This window comes from Halogranum gelatinilyticum (assembly GCF_900103715.1).
GTDB classification, from domain to species: Archaea; Halobacteriota; Halobacteria; order Halobacteriales; family Haloferacaceae; genus Halogranum; species Halogranum gelatinilyticum.
Genome location: NZ_FNHL01000004.1, coordinates 174,417 through 196,189 on the forward strand (window position 1 = coordinate 174,417; position 21,773 = coordinate 196,189).

General features: G+C 66.7%; 19 protein-coding genes. 6 read left to right on the forward strand and 13 right to left on the reverse strand.

All coding sequences use genetic code 11. From position 1 onward, the window contains the following. Nucleotides 1-37 precede the first annotated feature (37 nt). From BLR57_RS14295 to BLR57_RS14335, 9 genes are all read right to left on the reverse strand, one after another. A complete protein-coding gene (locus tag BLR57_RS14295; RefSeq protein WP_089698686.1) occupies nt 38-1,939 on the reverse strand; it encodes a hypothetical protein in 1,902 nt (633 codons plus the stop codon). Then, nucleotides 1,936-4,758: a hypothetical protein gene (locus BLR57_RS14300; protein ID WP_089698688.1), complete on the reverse strand. Its 2,823-nt coding sequence runs from the start codon at nt 4,756-4,758 to the stop codon at nt 1,936-1,938. Before BLR57_RS14300 ends, BLR57_RS14295 begins: the two co-directional genes overlap by 4 nt. Further along, nucleotides 4,759-6,267 (reverse strand): alkaline phosphatase family protein, encoded by a 1,509-nt coding sequence (locus tag BLR57_RS14305; protein WP_089698691.1) that lies wholly within the window; start codon nt 6,265-6,267, stop codon nt 4,759-4,761. 198 nt (nt 6,268-6,465) lie between these two features. Continuing rightward, entirely contained in the window at nt 6,466-7,926 is a 1,461-nt protein-coding gene (locus tag BLR57_RS14310; protein ID WP_089698693.1) for a sulfatase-like hydrolase/transferase, read from the reverse strand. Then, complete coding sequence (locus tag BLR57_RS14315) at nt 7,923-8,111, reverse strand: HVO_A0556 family zinc finger protein (protein WP_089698695.1); 189 nt, start codon at nt 8,109-8,111, stop codon at nt 7,923-7,925. The genes BLR57_RS14310 and BLR57_RS14315 overlap by 4 nt, the downstream gene beginning before the upstream one ends. After that, the gene (locus BLR57_RS14320; RefSeq protein ID WP_089698697.1) at nt 8,108-10,039 is read right to left on the reverse strand and encodes a glycosyltransferase; all 1,932 of its coding nucleotides are present in this window, start codon (nt 10,037-10,039) and stop codon (nt 8,108-8,110) included. Before BLR57_RS14320 ends, BLR57_RS14315 begins: the two co-directional genes overlap by 4 nt. After that, nucleotides 10,036-11,331, reverse strand: coding sequence for an MATE family efflux transporter (locus tag BLR57_RS14325; RefSeq protein WP_089698698.1), 1,296 nt, complete (start codon nt 11,329-11,331; stop codon nt 10,036-10,038). The genes BLR57_RS14320 and BLR57_RS14325 overlap by 4 nt, the downstream gene beginning before the upstream one ends. Nucleotides 11,332-11,334: 3 nt before the next feature. Next, complete coding sequence (locus tag BLR57_RS14330) at nt 11,335-12,288, reverse strand: hypothetical protein (RefSeq protein ID WP_089698700.1); 954 nt, start codon at nt 12,286-12,288, stop codon at nt 11,335-11,337. 384 nt (nt 12,289-12,672) lie between these two features. Beyond that, nucleotides 12,673-13,443, reverse strand: a complete 771-nt coding sequence (locus BLR57_RS14335; protein WP_089698702.1) for a helix-turn-helix transcriptional regulator — start codon at nt 13,441-13,443, stop codon at nt 12,673-12,675. A 209-nt stretch (nt 13,444-13,652) separates the two neighbouring features. Between BLR57_RS14335 and BLR57_RS14340 the strand changes: the two genes are divergently transcribed. Continuing rightward, nucleotides 13,653-14,585, forward strand: a complete 933-nt coding sequence (locus BLR57_RS14340; protein ID WP_089698704.1) for an NAD-dependent epimerase/dehydratase family protein — start codon at nt 13,653-13,655, stop codon at nt 14,583-14,585. A gap of 131 nt (nt 14,586-14,716) precedes the next feature. On the opposite strand, the gene BLR57_RS14345 is transcribed toward BLR57_RS14340, so the two are convergent. The 4 genes from BLR57_RS14345 to sod all read right to left on the reverse strand — a co-directional run bounded on the left by BLR57_RS14345 (nt 14,717) and on the right by sod (nt 17,975). After that, the gene (locus BLR57_RS14345; RefSeq protein WP_089698706.1) at nt 14,717-15,898 is read right to left on the reverse strand and encodes an AI-2E family transporter; all 1,182 of its coding nucleotides are present in this window, start codon (nt 15,896-15,898) and stop codon (nt 14,717-14,719) included. Nucleotides 15,899-16,013: 115 nt separating this feature from the next. Further along, the gene (locus BLR57_RS14350) at nt 16,014-16,847 is read right to left on the reverse strand and encodes a hypothetical protein (protein WP_089698708.1); all 834 of its coding nucleotides are present in this window, start codon (nt 16,845-16,847) and stop codon (nt 16,014-16,016) included. A 185-nt stretch (nt 16,848-17,032) separates the two neighbouring features. Further along, nucleotides 17,033-17,161 carry a hypothetical protein gene (locus tag BLR57_RS19900; RefSeq protein ID WP_280140456.1) on the reverse strand — a complete coding sequence of 43 codons (129 nt, stop codon included), beginning with the start codon at nt 17,159-17,161 and terminating at the stop codon, nt 17,033-17,035. A gap of 211 nt (nt 17,162-17,372) precedes the next feature. Next, complete coding sequence (gene sod, locus BLR57_RS14355) at nt 17,373-17,975, reverse strand: superoxide dismutase (protein ID WP_089699069.1); 603 nt, start codon at nt 17,973-17,975, stop codon at nt 17,373-17,375. A gap of 177 nt (nt 17,976-18,152) precedes the next feature. On the opposite strand from sod, the gene BLR57_RS14360 reads away from it, so the two are divergent. The 5 genes from BLR57_RS14360 to BLR57_RS14380 all read left to right on the forward strand — a co-directional run bounded on the left by BLR57_RS14360 (nt 18,153) and on the right by BLR57_RS14380 (nt 21,726). Continuing rightward, nucleotides 18,153-18,776 carry a TetR/AcrR family transcriptional regulator gene (locus BLR57_RS14360; RefSeq protein WP_089698709.1) on the forward strand — a complete coding sequence of 208 codons (624 nt, stop codon included), beginning with the start codon at nt 18,153-18,155 and terminating at the stop codon, nt 18,774-18,776. Continuing rightward, on the forward strand, nt 18,773-20,284 hold the full coding sequence (locus BLR57_RS14365; RefSeq protein WP_089698710.1) for an MATE family efflux transporter: 1,512 nt from the start codon (nt 18,773-18,775) through the stop codon (nt 20,282-20,284). Before BLR57_RS14360 ends, BLR57_RS14365 begins: the two co-directional genes overlap by 4 nt. A 70-nt stretch (nt 20,285-20,354) precedes the next feature. Further along, nucleotides 20,355-20,786, forward strand: coding sequence for a universal stress protein (locus BLR57_RS14370; protein WP_089698711.1), 432 nt, complete (start codon nt 20,355-20,357; stop codon nt 20,784-20,786). 98 nt (nt 20,787-20,884) lie between these two features. Further along, complete coding sequence (locus BLR57_RS14375; RefSeq protein WP_089698713.1) at nt 20,885-21,088, forward strand: hypothetical protein; 204 nt, start codon at nt 20,885-20,887, stop codon at nt 21,086-21,088. Continuing rightward, the gene (locus tag BLR57_RS14380; RefSeq protein WP_089698715.1) at nt 21,085-21,726 is read left to right on the forward strand and encodes a response regulator; all 642 of its coding nucleotides are present in this window, start codon (nt 21,085-21,087) and stop codon (nt 21,724-21,726) included. Before BLR57_RS14375 ends, BLR57_RS14380 begins: the two co-directional genes overlap by 4 nt. Nucleotides 21,727-21,773 lie beyond the last annotated feature (47 nt).

Genomic DNA, 21,773 nt, shown 5'->3' on the forward strand with positions numbered 1-21,773 from the left:
ACACGACAGCCTCGCGTCCGGATCTCACCGTCGAGCGTCACCCGCGTCGGCGACGGCCGACCCGACGACCGAGGACGGTGACGGACACCACCGTGACCCCGACACCGACTGCGAGCGCGCCGGTCGGGACGGGTGGTCCTGCCCGTGGCCACGGCGCGTCCGCGGACTCGTACGCCTCGTTCTCGTAGACGGTAATCCCCTCGTCAGCGAACGCGACGGCGAAGTCCTCGTGTCCCGCGAGCTCGGCGTACTGGCGGTAGTCGGCCTCGTGGGCGAGCACGACGTGCTCGATACCGACGGCGGCGAGGTCGTCGCCGAACGTCGGCTCCGACGGGTCGGCCAGTGTCGCCCGGACGCGAGCGTGCGTCGGGTCGGTCGCCCGTGTCTCGATGCCACCGACCTCGATGTTGTGGCCGGCGACGACCGGCCGCTCGAAGAACAGCGGGGCCGGCGTGGCGACGCGCCGCTCGGTCCACGAGAACGTGAGATAGCCGTGCCACGGGAGAAAGAGGACACGCCCCTCGTCATCCCCGCTCTCGGCGACGAGGTGGTCGTTCGCCGCGTGCCACGACTCGGGGTAGGTCGTGGAGTCGAGTTGGCCGTCGAAGCCAGTGACCATCGGGGCGGTGTAGGCCAGTGGCGTGAGGAGCACGAGTGCGACGAGGGCGACACGGGCGAGCGTCCGGCGGTCCACCGAACGGCTCGAGTCGACGAAGCGGCGCACAGGCTGCCGGTCTGTCGAGACGAGCGCGTCCACCCCTCGACACCCCAGAAACGCGTAGCCGAAGACGAGCAAGCCAGCGAACTTCTGGGAGTCGCGCATCCCACGGAGCGGCGGGACGAGTTCCGTGAGCGTCCGAAACAGCGGATCGGACAGCGGCGTGCTCACGCCGAGACTCAACACGAACGCGACGATGCAGGCGAGGGTGACGCCGCGGACGGTCGGGTCAGCCCACCGGCGGAGCGCGCCCGAGACGGCGAGATACAGCAGGACGGCGAGGAGTGCGAGGACGGCCGGCAGGGAGAGGAGGTCGACCGTCGTCGTCGCCGCGCCGCGCCAGAAGCCGTACAGCATCGCCACCGAGAGCGGGACGTTGTCGGCGACGGTTCCACGCGCGCTGAACACGGTGAGGTCGGCTCCGTCGATAGTGGTCAACTGGGTCCCGCCGCCGACCGTCGCGGCGAGGGCGGGGAAGAGCCAGTAGGCGTTGACCGCAGCCGCGACGAGGCAAAATCGCCCGAAGCGACGGGCGAGGGTTGTCGCGCTCGTGGTCGCCGTCGTCGCCGCAGTCGCAGTCGTTGCCCGGTTGTCACGGACGGAACCGACCGTCCGGACGAACCAGAGACAGCCGCCGGCGAGCGCGACTAGTACCGTCGCGTGCGGGTCGAACACGCTGACGAGCGTCGTCCAGCCGACGGCGTGGGCGAGCGACCCCTCCTTCTCGCCCGCGACGTACCGGTCGAACGCGACGACAGCGAGGGGGACGAAGGCGTAACCGAGGAGGAAGTACCAGTGGCCGGCGAGCAGTCGGACGGAGACGAACGGGTTGACGGCGTAGAGCGTCCCCGCGAACAGCGCGGCCGTCCGGGTCCGTGTGTCGCAGGCGGCGTACATCGACAGGCCACAGAGCACGGGGAGCGCGAGGAGGATGAGCTTCTGAATCACCCAGTCGTCGACAACGAGTGCGAGTCCGTCGAGGACGAGGAGGAACGGTAACCGACCGTAGTACAGCGGACCCTTCGTCCCGAGGCCGAATCCGAGGTAGTCGGCGTTGGGCGCGAAAATCATGTCCAACGAGAGGACGTAGCCCGGTTCGAGGAGGGGAAAGCAGACGAGGAGACTCAGGAGCGAGAAGTAGCCAGCGGGAAGGACGTATCCGGAGAGGCCGCTCTCGGACAGGCGAGCACGCCACTCTGAGAGCGAGACGGGGGTGCTCACAGCAGTCGCTCGTCACCTCCGCCGGCACGCCGTCGACGCCTGTGGACGACGATGGCCCCGAGCAACCCGAGCGTGACGACCCAGCTCCCACCCCACACAGCGACGACGATGCGGCGAACCTCGCCGCCCGTCCACTCGATTTCGGCTGGCTCGGCGTCGACGTAGCCGTTCGCCCAGCCGTAGGCGCGGAAGTGTGTCGCGTTCTCCGGGCCCTCCCACCGCTCGTCGTAGGAGGTGTAGAGCACCGTCACCGGCCGGTCGTCGAACTCGCCGACGACCCAGTAGTCCAGCACGGTGCCGTTCGGCGTCTCGTCCGTCACCGTGCGCGCGTCGTCGGGGACTGCCGCCGGCAACTGGCCGTCTTCGAGCAGGACGCCGACACCCTGCCGGTAGTCCTCGTCGTAGACCAACCGCCCGTCGACGACCGTTTCGGCGTCGCGGATGCGAACCGCGGGGTCGACGGCGGCCGTCTCGCTGTCGTTCAGGTTGACGCCGACGGCGACGCCCGTCGTCGTGTTTGTCGACCTCCCGTCGACGACGACACCGGGAATCGCCTCGGTGTTCGCCGCCAGCCCCGTCTGTCGGGGGTAGGTCGTCCGGCGGAGGGAGACGTCGTCGACCCGTAACCGCGTCTCGTTCGGCCGGATGCGCACGGAGGCGGTCACCCCCTCCGAGACGACGGTCCGCGGGGTGGCGTTGAGCGCGTAACTGTCCACCGCGACGAGGTTGTCCGGAGACTGGGTACCGTTGTACCAGTACAGGAAGACCTGCCCGGACCCCTCGGCGTCGAGTTCGAGGTGGTAGGGTTGTCCCGACCGGACGGACGTCGACTGGGCGATAGGGTAGATGTCGCCCTCCTCGGTCACCATCTCGACGGCGCGGCCGTCGGTGGTGTTCACGACGGTCGTCTGGGTTCCGTCCTCACCGGACCACGCCCACCACCCGTCGAGACCGTCCGCGAAGTCGCCGTTGGTGACGAGGTTCGTCCCGTCGGTTTCGACGTCGCCGGACGACTCGGGGTAGTAGAGGCGGTGGACGCCGGTCGTCTGCTCGAAGCGCTCGGTCGGCTCCGCGCCTTCGACACGGTAGACGGTGTAGTTGCCGGACTCGAAGGCGTACTCGTAGCCGTCGCTCTCGTCGAGCATCGTATCGTAGTTCTCGGGGGCACCCCACAGCCACGGCGCGCCCCAGCGTTCGACGACCCGGGGACTGCCGAAGCCGACGTCGCCCGGCGGTTCGGACTCAACGACGACGTGGGTCACCCCCTGTCGGGCGAGCTGTGCCCGGACGGCCGAGGGGTCGTCGGTGAACCCCTCGAAGAGGTCGGTGACGTATCCTGTGTTCTGGATGCCGTGGAGCACTCCGCCGCTCTTGATGCCGACGTGGTCGGGGGCGGTGTGCCGCAGGCGCAGCTGGGTCGTGTAGCCGTACGGCACCCACATGACCGTTCCATCCAGCTTGTCGGTCAGTTCCTCTTGCTCCTGCGGGATGTAGTAGTCGTCCCCGCGAACCTCCTGTAAGCCGAGCGCGCCGGCGGCGGGGGCGGCGTAGGAGACCAACGCGAGACAGACGACCGCGACGACGACGGCGTTGCTTCCGAGCGTCGACCCGCCGTCCGTCAGCGCGTGGCGGTGGCCCGTGTCCGCAGCCAACGGTTCGGACGAGCGACTGTCCACATCGCGTCGGCCACCGCCGAGCACCGTCTCCAGCCCCGCACCGAACAGGAGGCTCATACAGACGAGCAGCGGATACTGCAGTTTCACCGGGTTGCGGAGCGACCACACGGGCGGGAACGACTCGAACAGGACAGTCGTGTAGCCGTGTTTGGTCAACACCATGAACGCGACGATGGCCGCGGCGATGCCGTAGTAGACCCGGAGCCGACGCCGACGGATGGCGAGCAGTGCGATGCCCGGAATCACCAGCCCGACCAGCATCGCCGGGTCGGTGTTGTAGCCCAGTCGGTTCATCGCCATCACACCGTGGTTGCCCGCGAGGCGAGCGACGGCGAAGACGCTCGCCTCGGTGTAGTTCCACATCAGGGTACTCTCCAGTACGCCCGACCCGGAGTCGAAGCCGAGTGCCCGCTGGAGCATGTGGTGGACGCTCGGCAGCGACAGGAGCACACCGAGCAGTCCCGAGACGCAGAGCTTCGCAAGCGTCCGCGGCGAGCGACGTGCCCGGTAGGCGAGATAGCCCGCGAAGGGCGCGACCATCCAGAAGCCGAGCCACGGGCTGATCGTCGTCGCCCCGAAGACGATGCCCGTCTTCAGCGTCGCCGCCCACTCGTCCCACCGGTCGTTCGACGGCGACAGCCCGGTGTCGACGATGGCGTACAGATAGTGCAACAGGAGCGGCAGCACCGCGTAGCCGATGAGCGCCGCCATCCCGCCGTTGACGAACTCGCCGATGGTCAGGGGATTGACCGCGTAGACGAACGCCGCGAGATGGAGTGCCGGAACCGACTCGACGAACCGCCTACCGAACACCAGAAACGTGAGGTAGCCAATCGGGAGAAACGACAGGAACAGCAGGTTCTGGGCGAGCGCGCCGCCGACGGCGGTGACCGCGCCGAGATAGAGCGGCAGGACGTGGTAGATGTACGAGAAGCCCAGTCCCTGCTCGACCCAGATGTCGGTGAGTTTCTCCATGCCGCGCATCCCGTAGAACGGCGGGAAGTCACCGAACGTGTAGAGCTGGCCGAGGTGGATGCCCCACAGCAACGACCCGTAGACGGCGAGGAAGGTCGCGAAGCCGACGGCGTGAGCCAGCCGTGGCTGCTCGCGGAGGCGTCTCACGAGGGAGACCAGACGGACCATCTACAGGTAGCCGAGGTCTTTGAGCTTCTGCTCGACGTTCTCGTCGTGTTCGACCACGCGGTCGACGTCGCGCTGGACCGGGAGCGGTTTGCGTTCGCTGTTCGACCCGAGCAGGCCGATGCTCTCGCCGCGCATCTCCTCGGGGATGTCGATGCCGAAGCCGTCGAGGATGGTCGGTGCGAGGTCGTACAGCCGCGGCTCCAGTTCGTCGAGCGCGACGTCTTCCACGTCGGGGCCGCGAGCGGTCAGGATGCCGTTGCGACGGTGGTGGGCGGTCTTGTGGTGCCGCCAGTCGCCGTCGTACTCGAACAGCACGCCAGGTTTGACGATGTCGCTGATGCCGTAGTCGGTGTGCTTGATGACGAGGTCGGGCATCCGCACGTCGGTGTCGGGGTAGATGTCCTCGCCGTAGTACACCTCGTCGATGACCTGCTCGCCGTCTCTGTCGGTGACGTCGAGCAACTTCTCGCGAATCTCGTCTGCGACCTGCTCGTTGCGGGTGTAGACGAGCGGGGCGAGCGCGACGGCGTCGGCCTCCCAGTCGATCTTGTCCTGTAAGCCCTCCAGCTTCCGGTTTCCCGGCATCTGACGGGCGACCTTCCGGAGGAAGCTCTCGGGGAGCGTCTCGAGGACGACACCCGAGAGTCGGAGTCGTTGCATGAGCGCCAGTGCCCGGTCGTAGTCCAGCCCCATCAGCCCGAACAGGTCGCCGAAGTCGAAGCCGGAGTCGTCGATGTGGATGTAACCCTCCTGTTCGAGCCACGTGTTGAGGTAGAACCGCCCCTTCGTGTAGCCGAAGCCGTGGTCCGACATGAGGACGACGTTCCAGTCGTCGCCGAGTTCGTCGAGGAACCACGCGAGCTGTTCGTCGACGGACTCCCAGAAGGACTTGCAGACCGGCGAGTCCCACTCGGTGTGCTGGACGGTGTCGGTCAGATAGAGCGTCGTGTGGACGAAGTCGGCCGTCTCGGTGAAGCCGAGGGCGGTCCGGAGCTTCGTCTCGACGGACTCGACCGCGCCGTCGATGTCGTCGGGGTCCCGCGAGAGGTAGTACTCCGGGAGGATGGTGTAGTCGTTCCTGTCGAGCGTCCGGCCGAGTTCTTCCGGGCGCGTGTAGTCCTCTTGCTTGCCCGAGAACGGCCCGCTGATCTGCCAGCCGTCGATGTCCCGCGGCGGGTAGGTCGTCGGCATGTTGACGACGGCACTCTGGTGGCCCGCTTCGCCGAGATAGTCCCAGAGTTCGCGCGTCGTGAACGACTCGTTCGTGACGGTCGTGAACTGCTCCTCCTCGAAGTCAGGCTCGACGAAGGTGAACACGCCGAGGTCACCCGGGTTCATCCCGGTCGAGTAGACCTTCCACGCCGGCATCGACAGCGGTGGGATACAGCTGTCGAGGGTCGTCCGCCGCTCGTCGGCGAAGGATTTGATGGTCGGCAGATCGTCGAGCCACGGGTCGAGCAGGTCCCACGTGGCCCCGTCGAGACCGAGGACGCAGACCTTCGTGCTCATGCGGCGACCTCCGTCGTGGGAGCGGTCGGTTCGTTGGTGAGAACGGTCGGTAGGGCGGTCTTGGGTGGGGTTTTGACGTTCATAGCTGCAGTGTGTACTGAAACGGTGAGTGCGCGACACGCCGGGGTCGACGTGCGCGAGGGGTGGTCGAAAGTCGATGCTGGTCGGGTGCCGAGGACGCTACGAGCGACCAACTGCTCAGACATAGCCGAGGTCCTCCAGTCGCTCCTGGGCCATCCCGGAGACGCGGACGTCGGCGTGTTCGCCGTTCGGCCACGCCGGCAGCGCCTCGGTGAGTCGGCGTTCGACGTCGCTCGGGAGGTCGGTCGGGGTCTCGTCGGCGAGGTCGAAGCCGACCGACTCGTCGTCGCCCTGCGAGACGACGAGTTTCCAGCCGTCCGCGTAGGCGGCCTTCTTTTCGTGGCCGTAGCGGGCACTCTCGACGAGCGTCACGCGGTCGGCCGGGATGCCCGTGCGGAGTGAGACGCCGGTCGTGTCCAGCGCGTCGTCGAGACCGGCCGCGTCGAGCAGTGTCGGCGCGAGGTCGACGAGCGAGGCGGGAGCACTGGAGTCGCTCGTGTCGGGGTCGTCGCTCCCGCCAACGTCGAGACCGTCGACGGCGAGCGGGACGCGGGCCAGCGACTCGTAGGGCGTGCCGCCGTGGTCGACGCAGTAGGCGGGCCGGGAGTCGGCGAAGCGCGCCGCGTCGAAGCCCGTGTGCTCCCAGAACGCCTCGCCGTGGTCGCCGGTCACGACGAACGCGACGTCGCCGTCGAGGTGACGGTCGAGATGGCTGCGGAGTCGCGCGAGGCGGTTGTCCACGTGCGCGAGGGCGGCCCGGTAGAGTCGGCGTCGGTGCTCACGGTAGCGTTCGCCCTCGGGACCGGGGTCGGCGGCGTCCGTGTAGTCCCACGTCGTGATGTCGGGAATCGTGCCGTCGACGTCGTAGCGGTCCCAGTAGCTCGCCGGGGGGTCGACCGGTTCGTGCAGGTCGCCGACGTGGAGATACGAGAACGTCCGCTCGCGCTCCGTCTCGGCGAGCCACTCGCGGTAGTCCTCGAAGACGGTCATGACGTCCGCCTTGTCGGAGACGTCGTGGGACTCGAACCGGCCGCCGATGGCGAAGAAGGGCATATGGAACGCAAAGCCGCCGTAGGTGTCGTAACCCGCACTGCCGAAGGCGTCCGGCAGAGTCGTCCGCTCGTCGGGGAGCTTCGGCGGGATGACGAGGTCCGTCGACCCGGTGTCGGCCGCGTCAGTCTGGCGGATAGCACCGTGTTCGTGCGGATACTCGCCGGTGACGAGCGAGGTGACGGCCGGGAACGTCCACGGCGCGGGCGTGACGAGGTCACGCGCCAGTCGCTCGTGGAGGAACGGGCTGTCCGCGGCCGTGACGGCGTCGGCGCGGAGTGCGTCGACGACGACGCAGACCACGTGGTCCGGCGCGCCCGCTGCGGGCGACCGCGACGGGAGCCGTCGTTGGCGACGGCGGTACTCGCGGTCGGCCTTGACCGTCAGAACCCGGTTGTACGGGCCGACGAGCCGACGTTTGACACCGTCCGGGAGCGACTGCATCAGCCGTCGTTTGGCCGTGTCCACCCCCTCGATGACGGCGTCGGTGCGGCTCCGGTCGTCGCTGTGGGGTCCCGAGCCGCTCACGCGTCGTCACTCCAGAGGCGGGCCGCGGGGACCTCGCAGGCGTCACAGACGACGGCGGGTGCGTCCTTGTACTCGCCGCGATTGAGGGTCCCGTCGCACTGGCGTTGCGGGCAAGGTTCGGTGGCGAGGCGGGCGAGGACGTCGTTCTCGGCCTGACCGAGCCACTCGAAACGACTCTCGCTCACGCGGAGACCTCCCGGTCGATGAGTTCGACCATCCGTTCGGCGGTGTCGCCGATGGTGTAGGCCGCGGCCGCGTCGGCGTTGGCGCGGGCGATCTCCTGCAGGCGTTCGCGGTCGACCCAGAGATTGATGAGCGTGTCCGCCAGCGCGGTCGGGTCGCCCGACTCGTAGAAGGCGGCGTCGCCGCCGGTCTCGACCGTCGAGGTCCGCATCCCGTCGACGTCGGAGCTGACGACGGCCGTGCCGTAGGTTTTGGCCAACTGGAACACGCCGCTGACGCCGGTACAGGTCCGGTAGGGCATGACGACGGCCGAGGCGTTCCCCCAGACGTCGTCCATCTCGTCGTCCTCAACGTAGCCGAGGAACTCCACACCGGGGCGGTCGCCGTACTTCGCTTCGAGCGTCTCGCGGTGGTCCGGGAAGCCCGGATGCGAGTCGCCGGCGACGACGAGCTCGGCGTCCGGAACCGACATCCGGACCTGCTCGAACGCCTCGACGACCGTCTCGATGTCCTTCGTCGGGCTGAGATGGCCGAACACCATGATACGGAACGGTTCGGGGATGTGTGGCAGGCCACCGTCGGCGTAGGCGAACGTCCCGTGGGGGACGTGGTGGACGTTCGGCGAGTAGTAGCGGTCGGTGACGATGTCGAGATACTCCTCGGAGGTGACGGTCGACGCGTCACCCATGAGGAGCAGTTGGGTCGCCGCCCGCGCGCCAGCCTGTTCGACGAGGCCGATGTTCTCGTCGACCATGTCCTCCTCGACGACTTCGAGCAGGTCGTGCATCGTCGTCAGCACGGTCATGCCGTAGACGCGACTGAGCAGCGGCGGGAGGACGAGGCCAATGAAGCGATGCACGTTCTCGTTGCCGAAGTAGGTCATGTGGATGTTGAACTGGACGGCGTCGTAGTCGCCGGCGACCAGTTCGTCGAGCAGTGCGCGGGCACCGTCGAGCGAGTCTCGGTCCCAGACGCGCCGGACCTCGTAGCCGCGGCGGAACTCGACCGGTGGGGCACTGTCGCTGCGCCGGGCGAGGACGGTCACGTCGACGTCGTCGCGTTGGCCGTAGGCGCGGGCGAGTTCCTCGCCGTACTCGGCGAGATGGCCGCGGTTCGGCGGGTGGGAGGTGACGAGCGCGACCTTCGTGGCGTCGTCGTCGGCCGACCCGGGGGCTTCGGGGGCCGGGCCACGGACGCTCTTGCGGATCCGGTAGAGCGACCGGAGCATATCCGGGGCGTCGCGGGTCGGCGAGACGCTGCTGTCGCCGGGGTCGTCCCACGCGATGGGGACTTCCTCGACCTCGTAGCCGCGGCGGTGGACGCGGGCGACGAGTTCCGTGTCGAACGCGAAGCCCGTCTCGCGCATCTGTCTCGACACCTGCTCCCAGACCTCCGCGCGGAACGCCTTCGCGCCGCACTGGAAGTCCTCGATGGGGGCGTGGGTGACGCGTCGGGCGAGCGACCGGTAGCCGCGGGCGAGACACTGCCGAATCGGGGTCTGGGAGACCCGGCAGTCGCCCTCGACGTCGCGGGAGCCGACCGCGACCGAGGCGTCGCCGTCGGCGACGACGTCGTAGATACGGTCGAGTTCGCCGACGGGAATCGCGCCGTCGGCGTCGACGTAGCCGACGATGTCGGCGTCGGCGCGGTCGAGCCCGTCGATGAGCGCGCCGCCCTTGCCACGACGTGTCTCGCTGACGGAGACGAGCGTGTCGGCGTCGGTCGCGAGCGCGTCGAGCGTCTCGCGCAGGTCGGAGTCCGGACGGTCGGCGCAGACGACGACCTCCTGCCAGCCGGCGGCGTGGAGGTCGTTCACCAGCGAGACGACCATCGAGGGCGACTCTGCGTAGACGGGAACGACGACGGAGCGCGTCGGCTGTGACGATGCTGAATCGAACGGTACGGTGGGTTGCGTGGATTTGAAGCTCATGAGTGCACCTCGAAGAGTCCGAGGACGAACAGGGCGATGTTGCCGAGCAACAGGACCTGGACGAACTGCAGCGGGGAGGAGTGGAGTGCCCACATCAGGGCGATCTCCACGACGGAGAAGGCGGTAAAGACGTAGACGAACCGGTTACGGTCGCGTGCCAGCTCGAAATTGAGGACGACGCTGGCCAGTGCAAAAGCGAGAACCGCCACCCCGTACCACTGTAGGATGGGGGCGGCGTCGGCGTATGCAGCCCCGTAGAACGTCGTCAGAACGAACCGTGGGGCAGCCCAGTAGACGGCCGCGCCGGCACCTGCGATGCCGGCGGTGTAGACCAGCGCTCGGGTGAGCAGTCCGGTCGGGGCCATCGTCGTGGTCTCGTCGGTCTCGTCCGTCGAGACCTTGGGGAACAGCGCGGTGCTGATTCCCATGGGGAGAAACACGAGTATCTTCCCGAGCACCGACGCGGAGACGTAGAGTCCCGCGAGCTGTGCCGAGAAGAAGTGTCTGGCGAGGATGACGTCGACCGTCGTCGGGACGGTCATACAGAATCCGGCGAGGACCGCTGGGCCGGTGTAGCGGTACGCACGCCGGTAGTCGAAACTCGGCGAGCGGTCGGGCGTTCCGAGCCGACGACGCAGATGGAGCGTCGTCGCGCCGAAGACGACGACCGAGGAGAGCACGAGCGCGCCGAACGCCCCGTGCACCCCGTAGCCGAGGACGACGAGTCCGACACCGAACGCGAGTTTGACGGCAGCGAGCAGCACCTTGTAGCCGCCCAGCGGAACGAACCACTGGAGACCTTGCAGCGTGCCGAAGTTCGCGGTCAACGCCAGTCCGAACGGCGCGGTGCCGGCGATGGCGAGCACGAACAGCGTCGGCGACACGTCGAGGAAGCCGCTCAACTGCGGTGCGAGTGCGACCAACGCGACGAAGACGCCGCAACTGAACAGCGTCGACTGGCGGATGAACCCCCGAGTGAACGCCGCGAGTGCGGGTCCGTCGTCGGCGAGTTCGGCCGTGAACCGTGTCGCACTGAACCGGATGCCTCTGCCCAGTACGTTGACGATGTAGAACAGCGCGAACAGCGCGCCGAACACCCCGTACTGCTCCGGGCCGAGTGCCCGGCCCATGAACACCTGGTAGGCGTAGTTGAGCGCGCCACTGGCTGCCGTCGCGACGGCCATCACGCTGCCGTGGTGCAAGAGGTCGTCGCCGAGCACGTGTCGGCGGACGACTCCTACCGGGTCGGCAGCGAACTGACGGACGTCGAAGCGGTCGGTGTCGGAAGACATCGGTTAGCTGACGCTCCCTCCTGCGAGGTCGGTCGCCAACGTGCCCGAGTGACCGGAGGCGAACGCCGTCAGGACGCGGTCGAAGAAGTCAGCGAGACCGTGTCGCCAGTGCCGATCGAACCGGTCCGACCGGTCGGAGCGGTCCGAGTCGTCGTGGCGGTCGAAGCGGTCGAACAGCCTGTCGAACAGGCGGTCGAACGGCGGCCCACGACGGTCGTCGTCCGCGTCGTCGTCGGCATCGTCACCGTCGTCCGCGTCGTCGCCGTCACCAGCGTCGTCGTCACCGGGCCCGTCGCCACCGCCCCGGTTGCCGGGACGGGTGACCTCGAACGCGAACTCCTCGGAGGCGAACGCCGTCTCGTCGCCGGTGTCGACGCTGAGTTGGCCGACGAAGGCCGTGCGGTCGAGTGCCGTCGCGTCGAACGCGATGGTGTAGCCGAACTCGGGCGTGTCGGTGTCGGCGTAGCCGTAGCCGTAGCCGTATCCGAAGTCACGCGTCTCGTCACCGTCGGCACCCGTCCGGTAGCCGTAACCGTAGCGAGCGTTTCGGTCGGTCGGCGTGATCGTGAGCGATTCGACGAACTGCTCGACTCGGATGTCGCCGTTGTTGACCGTCCCGTCTTCGGGACCCACGTCGAGGACGGTCCCGTTCGGCGCGAACGTCACGGTCAGCGCGTCGTCGACGCCGTCCGGACGCAGCGTCAGGACGAAGGCGTCGATGGGGACGCGCTCGTCGTCGGTCAGGTCGACCGTCGCCGTCGTCGTGATGCGGTCGTTGCGGTCGACCTCGTCGGGACCGGTCAACGTCGTCTCGACGGCCGCAGAGGGCGTCGCAACCGCGACGAGCGACCCGAGGAGAACCACGGTGACAGCGAGACTCAACACTGTCTGACGGTTCGCCGACAGATAGGCTCGGAGTCGCTGGCTCGACCACGTCACCAGCCGATTCCCCTCCATTCGGTGTCGCCACCGGTGTCGAACCGTCGGCGATAGTCGTCGAGACCGTGACCACCCGCTGGCGGAGCACAGCCTCGCTTGGCAGTACACTTCTCAAATGACATTTTATATCGACTCCATCGTCAGAGAAACCGCTGTAGAGCCACATATTATTACTTCACTTTATAGAGAAAATTTACTGAATCGCGCCTGGAAGGTTGAAACGAACCTAGAGAGGTGAGTCGCTGTTCACCGACTGAACAGCGGCATAGCAGCCGAACACCACTGCAGCACGTGGGGTCCGAAGCGGCGGCAGGTCCGAGGAACACGCCGGTCGACGACCGGTGACGAGCGCGCCGCTCGCCGGATAGCTGCAGAAGAACGGTGACAGTGGTCGACGCCAGACTACTCGTTGATGCTCGGCTGCGTCGCCCTCTCGCGGTACGACTCGTAGAAGTCACGAGCCCACTGTACCGCGGCGGGGCTGTCGTTCTGGATGACGCCACGGAGCGTCCCGTCGTCGTAGACGATGACACAGACGCGTTCGACCGGCTCGTCGACGACGATGAGACCGAACGGGAGCGAGTCGTCGACGACGAGACAGCTCAAGCCGGCGTCGATGGTCTCCTCCAACTGGTCGGGCCAGTTCGACACCAGATACTCGAAGACGGCGGGAGTCGTGAGGATCTCCGCGTCGAGCGTCGTCGTCATCAGTTGGTCGTGAAACAGCGAGACGTATCGGCCGACGATGACCGGGGAGAACCCCCGGACAGTGGTCGCTTCGCGGACGACCGACTCGATGACGCCGAGTGGTCGCTCCGGGGCGAACGGCAGACTCCGAGTGTAGCTCGCACCCTCCAGCATATCCGACGAGATCTCGGCCGAGTCGCGCAGTGCCAACAGGAGCGACTTGTTCTGGTGGACCGTCTCGAACTCCGAGAGCGTCGAACGGTAGCGGTCGAAGACGAGTTGACCGTACGTGGTGAGACGGTAGCCGTCCGGTGTCTCGGTGACGACGTCGTGTTCCTGCAAAGATTTCAGACTCCGGTGGACGGTGGGTCGCGAGACGTCGACGGCCGCTGTGAGAGAACGGATATCGATCGGACCGTCACTAATATGAGCGACGATGTCGTCTCGACGAAAGAGAAGCCGCAGAAGGTCTTTGGTGTCGGTCACACGCGATTGTTTTCATAAATACTCAAAAGTATACCGGCCAAATGACAATAACAACTAGTTTGTCAGACGATTGTGCGACATACGTCAGATAAATTCAGATGCCCGCCTGCCGTCCGGGGGTTCGACTAAACCGAGCTGCCTACAAGGCCAATTACAATAAATATTACTAGCCGAAATATTTTTGAAAGGGGTCTCTCGCATATTGGTGTGTGAAAGACAAGCGGCTCTTGGTAACCGGTGGGGCGGGCTTCATCGGCTCGAACCTCGCGAACCGACTGGCAGCGGACAACGACGTCGTCGCACTCGACGACGGCTATCTGGGCACACCCGAGAACCTCTCGGACGACGTGGAGTTCGTCGAGGGGAGCGTCCTCGACGACGACCTTCCGACCGACGTCGACGTGGTGTTTCACCTCGCGGCACTCTCCTCGTACAATATGCACGAGGAGGACCCGACGCAGGGTGCCCGCGTCAACGTCGAAGGCTTCGTCAACACAGTCGACCAAGCTCGGCAGGACGGCTGTGACACCGTCGTCTACGCGACGACCTCCTCGATCTACGGCAACCGGACCGAACCCTCGCCCGAGGACATGGCCGTCGAGGCTCGGACGGGCTACGAGGCGTCGAAGCTCGCTCGCGAACGCTACGCCGAATACTTCCACCACCACTACGGGATGTCGATGGCGGGGATGCGGTTCTTCTCGGTCTATCAGGGCTACGGCGGTGCGGAGGCACACAAAGGCGAGTATGCGAACCTCATCGCGCAGTTCGCCGACGACCTCGCCGCCGGCGAGGCCCCGGTCATCTACGGCGACGGCACCCAGACCCGTGACTTCACCCACGTCGACGACATCGTCGACGGCCTCGTCGCCGCCGCCGAGAACGAGTTGAACGGCGTCTACAACCTCGGGACCGGCGAGAGCTACGACCTGAACACGCTCGTCGAGAAACTGAACGACGAACTCGGGACCAGCATCGACCCGGAGTACGTCGAGAACCCGATTCCCGAGGACATCTACGTCCACGACACGATGGCCGACACGACGAAGATGGCCGCGGCGACCGGCTGGGAGCCGTCGGTGTCGTTCAAAGAAGGGCTGCGACGGGTCTGCGCACAGTACCAGTCGACGGCGAGTCAGTAAGCCAGCCACCGCGGGGTTCGGTTCGCCCGACCAGCGACGCGACTCCCGTTTTCGGCGACGTGACTCCCGTCCTCGACGCAACCCCCGTTTTCGGTGGCGTGACTCCCGTTCTCGGCGACGCGACTCAGCTCTCAGTCGTCACCCTCGGCGGAGCGTCCGAGCACGTCGGCTGTCCACTCGGACGCCGGTGCTCCCGCAGTCAGTTCGGTGGGGACGACCACGTCATCACCGTGAGCGTGGAGCAGTTGCGGCAACAGCACGCGGACGAACTCCACCGTAACGACGAGGAGGAGCGGCGCGAGGAAGATGCCGTACCAGCCGAAGAGCAACGACCCGAGGACGTACGTCAGCATGAGCGTCCCGCTGTGGAGCGTGCCGCCGGAGACGAACGGCCGGAGCACGATGTCGGGTACGGTGTCGACGACGACGAGCGAGACGAGCACGAAGGCGGCGACGAACCACAGCAGGTCTTCGCGACCGGCGAGGACGAGGGTGCCGGTGAGGTAGAGCGAGACCGGCACGTAGACCAGCTTCATCCCGACCATCGGAATCAAGCTGGCGACGCCGGTGAGCATCCCCAAGAGTGCCGGATACGGGATCGCCGCGCCGCGTGGCGCGAGGTAGACGTTGAGCAGCGTGTAGGCGATGACGCCGATGGCACCCGTCGCCGCCGCGTTGGCGATGTTGCCGAAGTAGACGTTTCTGAGGTCGCGGTCGACCGCCTGCCCGTAGGCCAAGAGGGCGTCGTTGGAGACCCAGTTGCGACCCCACGAGGCCAGCTGGTCGCCGTCACGCAGCAGGTAGAACGCCAGCGTGAGCATGATGAAGAGATGGATGACCCCGAGCCCGAGCAGCGAGAACGACTGCGAGAGGATGTCGAGTGCGATGGTGACCGACTGGACGACGAGTCCGACGTCGATGTCACGCGACAGCAACGCCTCCGGGTCGATGGCCGTAGGGACGGCGGTGACGTACCGGTCGAGCACCGAAGAGAGGAGTGCGACGTTCCGCTGGTTGGTGAGGAGACGGCCGAAGTCGTTGACAGCGACGGTGACGGCGTAGAAGACGACGAGCAGCGCGGGGAGGGCGAGTGCGAACATCGAGAGGAACGCCGCGAGGCCGCCGGAGGGGACGACGCGGCGGAAGACCCGGTAGATGGGCCTGACCGAGTAGTAGATGAAGATGCCGAAGACGAAGGTGCCGACGAAGCTGTAGATGAAGACCGAGAGGGTGAGAAGACAGGCGACGCCGAGGACGGCCGTCACAGCCATCGCACGGTCGAGAGCTGGAGGGCTCGCGGTTTGGAGGGACATATCTAATATAGTCGCGAGAGTCCGGCATAGCTTGCTAGAGACTACCACGTAGTAAGGCCCGATTACCGGGGTGAGCGCGGCCGAGAGGGGGAGGCCAACCCCACCGAAAGGCGGCTCAGTCGAGCGCGTCGCGGGTCCGCTCGGCGACCGCAGACCGGAAGGCACGGCCGTCGACGTCGCCGGTGAAGGCGTCCGGTGGATGCTCGCGGAAGAGCGTCTGCAAGAGGCGGTCGTAGACCGCGTCGAACGTGACGGGATAGCCCCGCGCCTCCAGCCGCGAGACGACCTGTCGGACGCGCGCCGACGTCACGAGGTCGGCCGCGAGTGCCTCGGGCGACTGGTCGGCGGCCAGCGCGTCGTCGGGCGTCCGCGTCGAGACCGTCACGGCAGGGTTGTCGAGTCGCGCACAGCCGCCGCGTTTGTTCCGGAGGACGACGCCAGCGACCGGCCCGTCGTACCACGCGGAGGTGGGGAACTCGTAGCTCGTCGGGTCGAAGTCGGCCGCGCGAACCTCTTTGGCGACGGTGTTCAGCGAGTCGAGACCGAGCCGCTCGAAGACGTGTTCGACGGCGTCGACGCCGAGGAAGTCGCCGGTCGCGCCGTTCCAGACGTCGCTACCGAGGAACGCTGGCGTCCGCGTCCAGTCGTAGTCCAGCCCGCGGTGTTGCATGGCGTGGCCGAAGAAGACGACCGACGACACGTCGTCGACGGCCGAGCGGAGCGCGGCCCAGTCGCAGGTCTCGCGGACGTGCCGGACGACGTGGCGGTACTGCGGGGGGACGTCTTCGGGGTCGTACTCCCGGTCGGCGTCGCCGACGCGGAGGCGGCCCGAGGGCTGCAGTTGAAACCGGAACGGCGCGCCGACAACCGCCTCGTAGAGCCAGAGATGGCCCGAGAGGAGTCCGTCGGGAGCGGCCGACACGTCGGGGACGTCGCGGAAGGGCTGCATCTCCCGTCATCTCGCACGCGGGGGAGTATGAATCCGTGGGCGTCGCGGGTGAACGGTCCGTGGCTGTCGCGGACGAACGGTCCGTGACTGTCGCGGGCGACGGGCGAGCCGAACACAGAAGCGAGCGGCCGGTCGGCTGGCGGGGGGTGAAGACTGTGGAAAAACGGCGCGGTCGTCGGAACGGGTCAGACAGCCGCAGGCGGTGGCGACCGCTCGTCGCCGCCGCGGATGATGCGGTCGACGAGGTCGTTCAGATCCGGTGCGCGCGTGGGGCTGTCCGGTTCGTCCGATGGATAGTGTGGTACGGCTGGCATGACTCGGTTCCTCCCATTCCGGTCGTATGTCCCACGCCAGAAACATAACGGTTGTGCCTTCTGTCGGGTCGGAGACGACTGTGAACGGCGTCCGTGTAATCCGTGGCCGAGCCGACGCGTCGCTGGCGCAGTCGACACTGCGAAAGAAAACGACGGTGGTGCGGTCGGTGGACCCGACGGCACCGTGTGCCCACGAAAGAGACCGAGGACGTTACTCGAACAGCTCGACGGCCTGCTCGTAGCGCGCGCTCGGCTCGTCCCAGTCGACGACGTTGAAGAAGCCTTCGACGAAGTCGCCACGGGCCGGGCCGTAGTCGTGGTAGTAGGAGTGCTCCCAGACGTCGAGCGCGAGGATGGGGTGGCTGCCCCAGAGGGCACCCTGGTCGTGCTTGTCGACGACGACGTTGCGCAGCTGGTTCGAGAAGCTGTCGTAGACGAGCAGTGCCCAGCCACCGGCGTTGCCGGCTGCGGCCTCGAACTCGCCCTTCCAGGCCTCGTAGGAGCCGAAGTCCTCGGCGATGCGGTCGGCGAGCGCGCCTTCAGGCTCGTCGCCACCCTCAGGGGACATGGAGTTCCAGAAGAGGTCGTGGAGGATGTGGCCGGAGCCGTTGTGCGTGACGTTGCGGATGGCACCGGCGGAGCCGGAGAAGTCACCCTCTTCGCGGGCGGCTTCGAGCGTCTCCTCGGCGCTGTTCCAGCCGTTGACATAGCCCTGGTGGTGCGTGTCGTGGTGCCACGTCAGGACCTGCTCGGAGATGTTCGGTTCGAGTGCGTCGTAGTCGTACGGCAGGGGGTCGAGTTCGTAGTCGGACATGTGCATTTCATTCATGTCCCGCCACGCCTGTAAGGGTTCCCTGAACGGCGTTTTAGTAACTGAACGGATAGGTCAGAGACGCCGAATATGAGCCGCCTTCCCACGGTCTTCGGCGTTCCGAACGCTTTTGACTGACCAGTCAGTAAGTGAGATAACCACCTTTTCGAGTCCCAACCAATGCCACAGGAACCAGCCGACGACATCGTCGACGCGACGTATCGCGCGCTCTGTACGCACGGGTACACTGACCTGACCATGCAGGCCATCGCCGACGAGTGCGACAAGAGCAAGGCCGCGCTGCACTACCACTTCGACAGCAAGCAGGAGCTGTTGGAGACCTTCCTCTCACATCTCCTAGACGACTTCGAGGAGCATCTCGCGGACGTCGAGGGCGACGACCCCGTCGAGCGGCTGTTCGCGCTCGTCGACACGATGCTCGTCGAGCCGTCGGCCGAGGAGGACGCGCCGGACGCGGAGTTCAAGACGGCCGTCCTCGAGTTGAAGGCCCAAGCCCCCTACGAACCGGTCTACCGCGAACGGCTGACGCTGTTCGACGAACGGCTCCGCGACCGCATCGAGGAACTCGTCGCCGACGGCATCGAGGCCGGTCTCGTCGTCCCCGAGCGTGACCCCGAAGACGTGGCGACGTTCGTCAAGACCTATCTGACGGGCGCGCAGACCCGCTTCGTCGCCACCGGCGCGCCGTTCGAGGAGAGTCGGCGGCTGCTCCACGAGTACATCCGGACGGAACTGCTCGTCGAGGGCGTCGACGTGAAGGAGTCCGGGGAGGTCACAGCGTGAGTCTCCGCGACCGACTCGACTCCGTCTTCAAGGGCCAAGAGGAGATCAATCTGACCGAAGGCTCTATCGCGAAGCCGCTGTTCTACCTCTCGCTGCCTATCGTCGTCACCAATCTGCTGCAGACGGCGTACAACCTCGCCGACACCTTCTGGCTCGGCCAATACAGTACAGAAGCACTCGCCGCCATCAGCTTCGCCTTCCCGATGGTCTTTCTCCTCATCGCGCTCGGGATGGGGCTGTCGGTGGCCGGGAGCGTCCTCGTCGCCCAACACACCGGTGCCGAGGAGGAGGAGGAGGCCGAGTACGCCGCCTCCCAGACGGTGACGTTCTCGCTCGTCGCCGCCGTCCTGCTCGGAACGGTTGGCTATCTCGGCGTCGACCAGTTCCTCGGCCTGCTCGGGGCGTCGCCGGACGTGCTGCCGCTGGCGACGAGCTATATGCAGGTCATCTCGCTCGGTCTCGTCTTCATGTTCGGCTTCTTCGTCTTCATCTCGCTCATGCGGGGCTACGGCGACACCATCACGCCGATGCTCGTCATGTTCGGTTCTGTGGTACTGAACATCTTCCTCGACCCCTTCCTCATCTTCGGGTTCACGGACAACCCGCTCTTTTCGATGCTCGGGCTACAGGGACTCGAAGCGAGCCTCTACGCTGCGACGGGTTACACCGGTGACGGCATCACGGGCGCGGCCGTCGCGACCATCTTCTCGCGGGCACTCGCGCTCGTCGTCGGTCTCGGCATCATGTTCAGCGGGACCCGCGGCGTCCAGATCCGGCTCTCGCAGATGACGCCGAACTTCTCGTACGCCCGCAAACTGCTCCGGATCGGCGTGCCCGCCTCCATCGAGGGGACCGGCCGCGCGCTCTCGGTCAACCTCCTCTTGATCATCGTCGGGCTGTTCTCGACGCAGGTCGTCGCCGGCTACGGTATCGGCGTCCGCATCTTCTCGGTCATCTTCCTCCCCGCCATCGCCGTTGCCCGCGGCGTCGAGACGATGACAGGCCAGAACATCGGCGCGGGCAAGCCCGACCGCGCCGAGGGAGCGGCGAACTTCGCAGCGAAGGTGATGTTCGTCGTCCTCTCACTGCTCGGCGTCGTCGCCATCCTCGCGGCACAGCCCATCGCCGCGGTGTTCTCCAACGACCCGGCTGTCGTCGACGTCGCCGCCGCGTTCCTTCGGTGGGTCGCGCCGACGTTCGGCTTCATCGGTATCATGCGCGCCTACACCGGCAGCTTCCGCGGTGCGGGCCAGACCATCGTCGCCGCCGCCATCGCCATCACGATGCTCGGGCTGATTCGGCTCCCGGTCGCCTGGATCGGCTCCCAGCAGTTCGTGCCGGGACAGAACGGCATCTGGTTCGCCTTCTCGGTCTCCAACGTCGCCGGGGCGGCCATGGCCTACGCGTGGTACCGCCGTGGCACGTGGCGTGACGCCGACGCGACCCGCGGTCCCGGCGGCGACGTCGACGTCGACCTCGACGAGGGTGCGGCCGCTGCCGACGACTGATAACGGCGGCTGACGCGGTGCCGCAGTCTCCGACTGAACGCTTATTTTCTCATCCCACGAACCGCCCCCAATGACGTTTGTCGTCCCGTTTGATGGCTCCGAACTGGCAACAGCCGCCCTCGACCGCGCGGTCACCCTCGGCGACGCCCTCGGCGAACCTGTGGTCGCAGTCAGCGTCGTCCGACGGAACGACGCCCCCTACGCCCGCAAGAAGGGATGGCTCGACGCCGACGAGCCGTTCGACCTCGAAACGATCGTCGAGAGACTCCGCGAACAGGTCGCCGAGGCTGCCCCCGACGCCGAGTTCCGCCACACCACCATCGGCCGGTTCACGACGGATTCGGAGGTCGCACGGGCGATTCGGGGCCTCACAAGGGAGGTCGACGCGACGGTCGTCTTCGTCGGCAGCGACAACGCGGGCCGCATCGTCTCGTCGCTGTCGAGCATCGGAACGAAAGTCGCGACCGACGTCGCCTACGACGTCTACATCGTGCGGAGCTGAGAGCCGATGGATCTTGTCACCGGCTTCGACAGGTGAACCGTGACATCTCATCGACGCATATATTTATACCAGCTCGGCCAGTAATTATTTGTATCATAGTGACTCTCTGGGGTGGCCAGCAGTTCGACTCGGCCGTCGACGGCTGGACGACCGCGGTGTTCACCCGCGACGAGAGCGAATCCGCTGAACGCGACAGTGTCAGCGGACCCCTCGGAACCAGTGGAACCAACAGGACCAGCGAGACGATGGCGACGAACGCTGCGGAGACCCGTCGGCCGACAGTCGAAGGGACCGACAGATGACCACAGACGACGAGACGACTCACTCGGCCGACGACGAAGCCAGTCGGACAGACGAAAGCGAGAGCGACCGGCCGGTCGTCCTCGTGGTCGAAGACCAGCCCGCAGTCGCCGAGACCTACCGGCAGATGCTCGCGGACCGCTACACGGTCCGCGTTGCGACCGACGGAGGGGCGGCACTCGCCGCCCTCTCGACGGGCGTCGACGTCGTGTTGCTCGACCGCACGATGCCCGGCATATCGGGCGAGGAGATACTCGCGGAGATCCGTGACCGTGGCTCCGAGTGCCGGATGGCGATGGTGACCGCCGTCGAGCCCGACGTCGACATCGTCGAGATGGGCTTCGACGCCTACGTCCAGAAGCCGCCGACGCGGGCGGAGCTGGTCGCGACGGTCGAGGACCTCCTCCGCCGGAGTCGCTACGCCGCGGATCTCCGGAACTACTGCACCGCCCTGTCGAAACAGGCGACGCTGGCGGCTGCCGAGAAGCCGATGGCGGCCCACCCGGAGTACGCGACGTTGGTGGCCGACATCGAAGCGACGGGCGAGCGACTGCAGGCGGCCGCGGTGGACCTCACCGACGACATGGCGTTTCTCTCCGTTATCCGCCACATCGACGAGACGCCCGGCGTCGACGCCTGACGCCGCCGTTGCTCACTGCGGGCACCCTCGTCGCCTCGGTGTCGGCG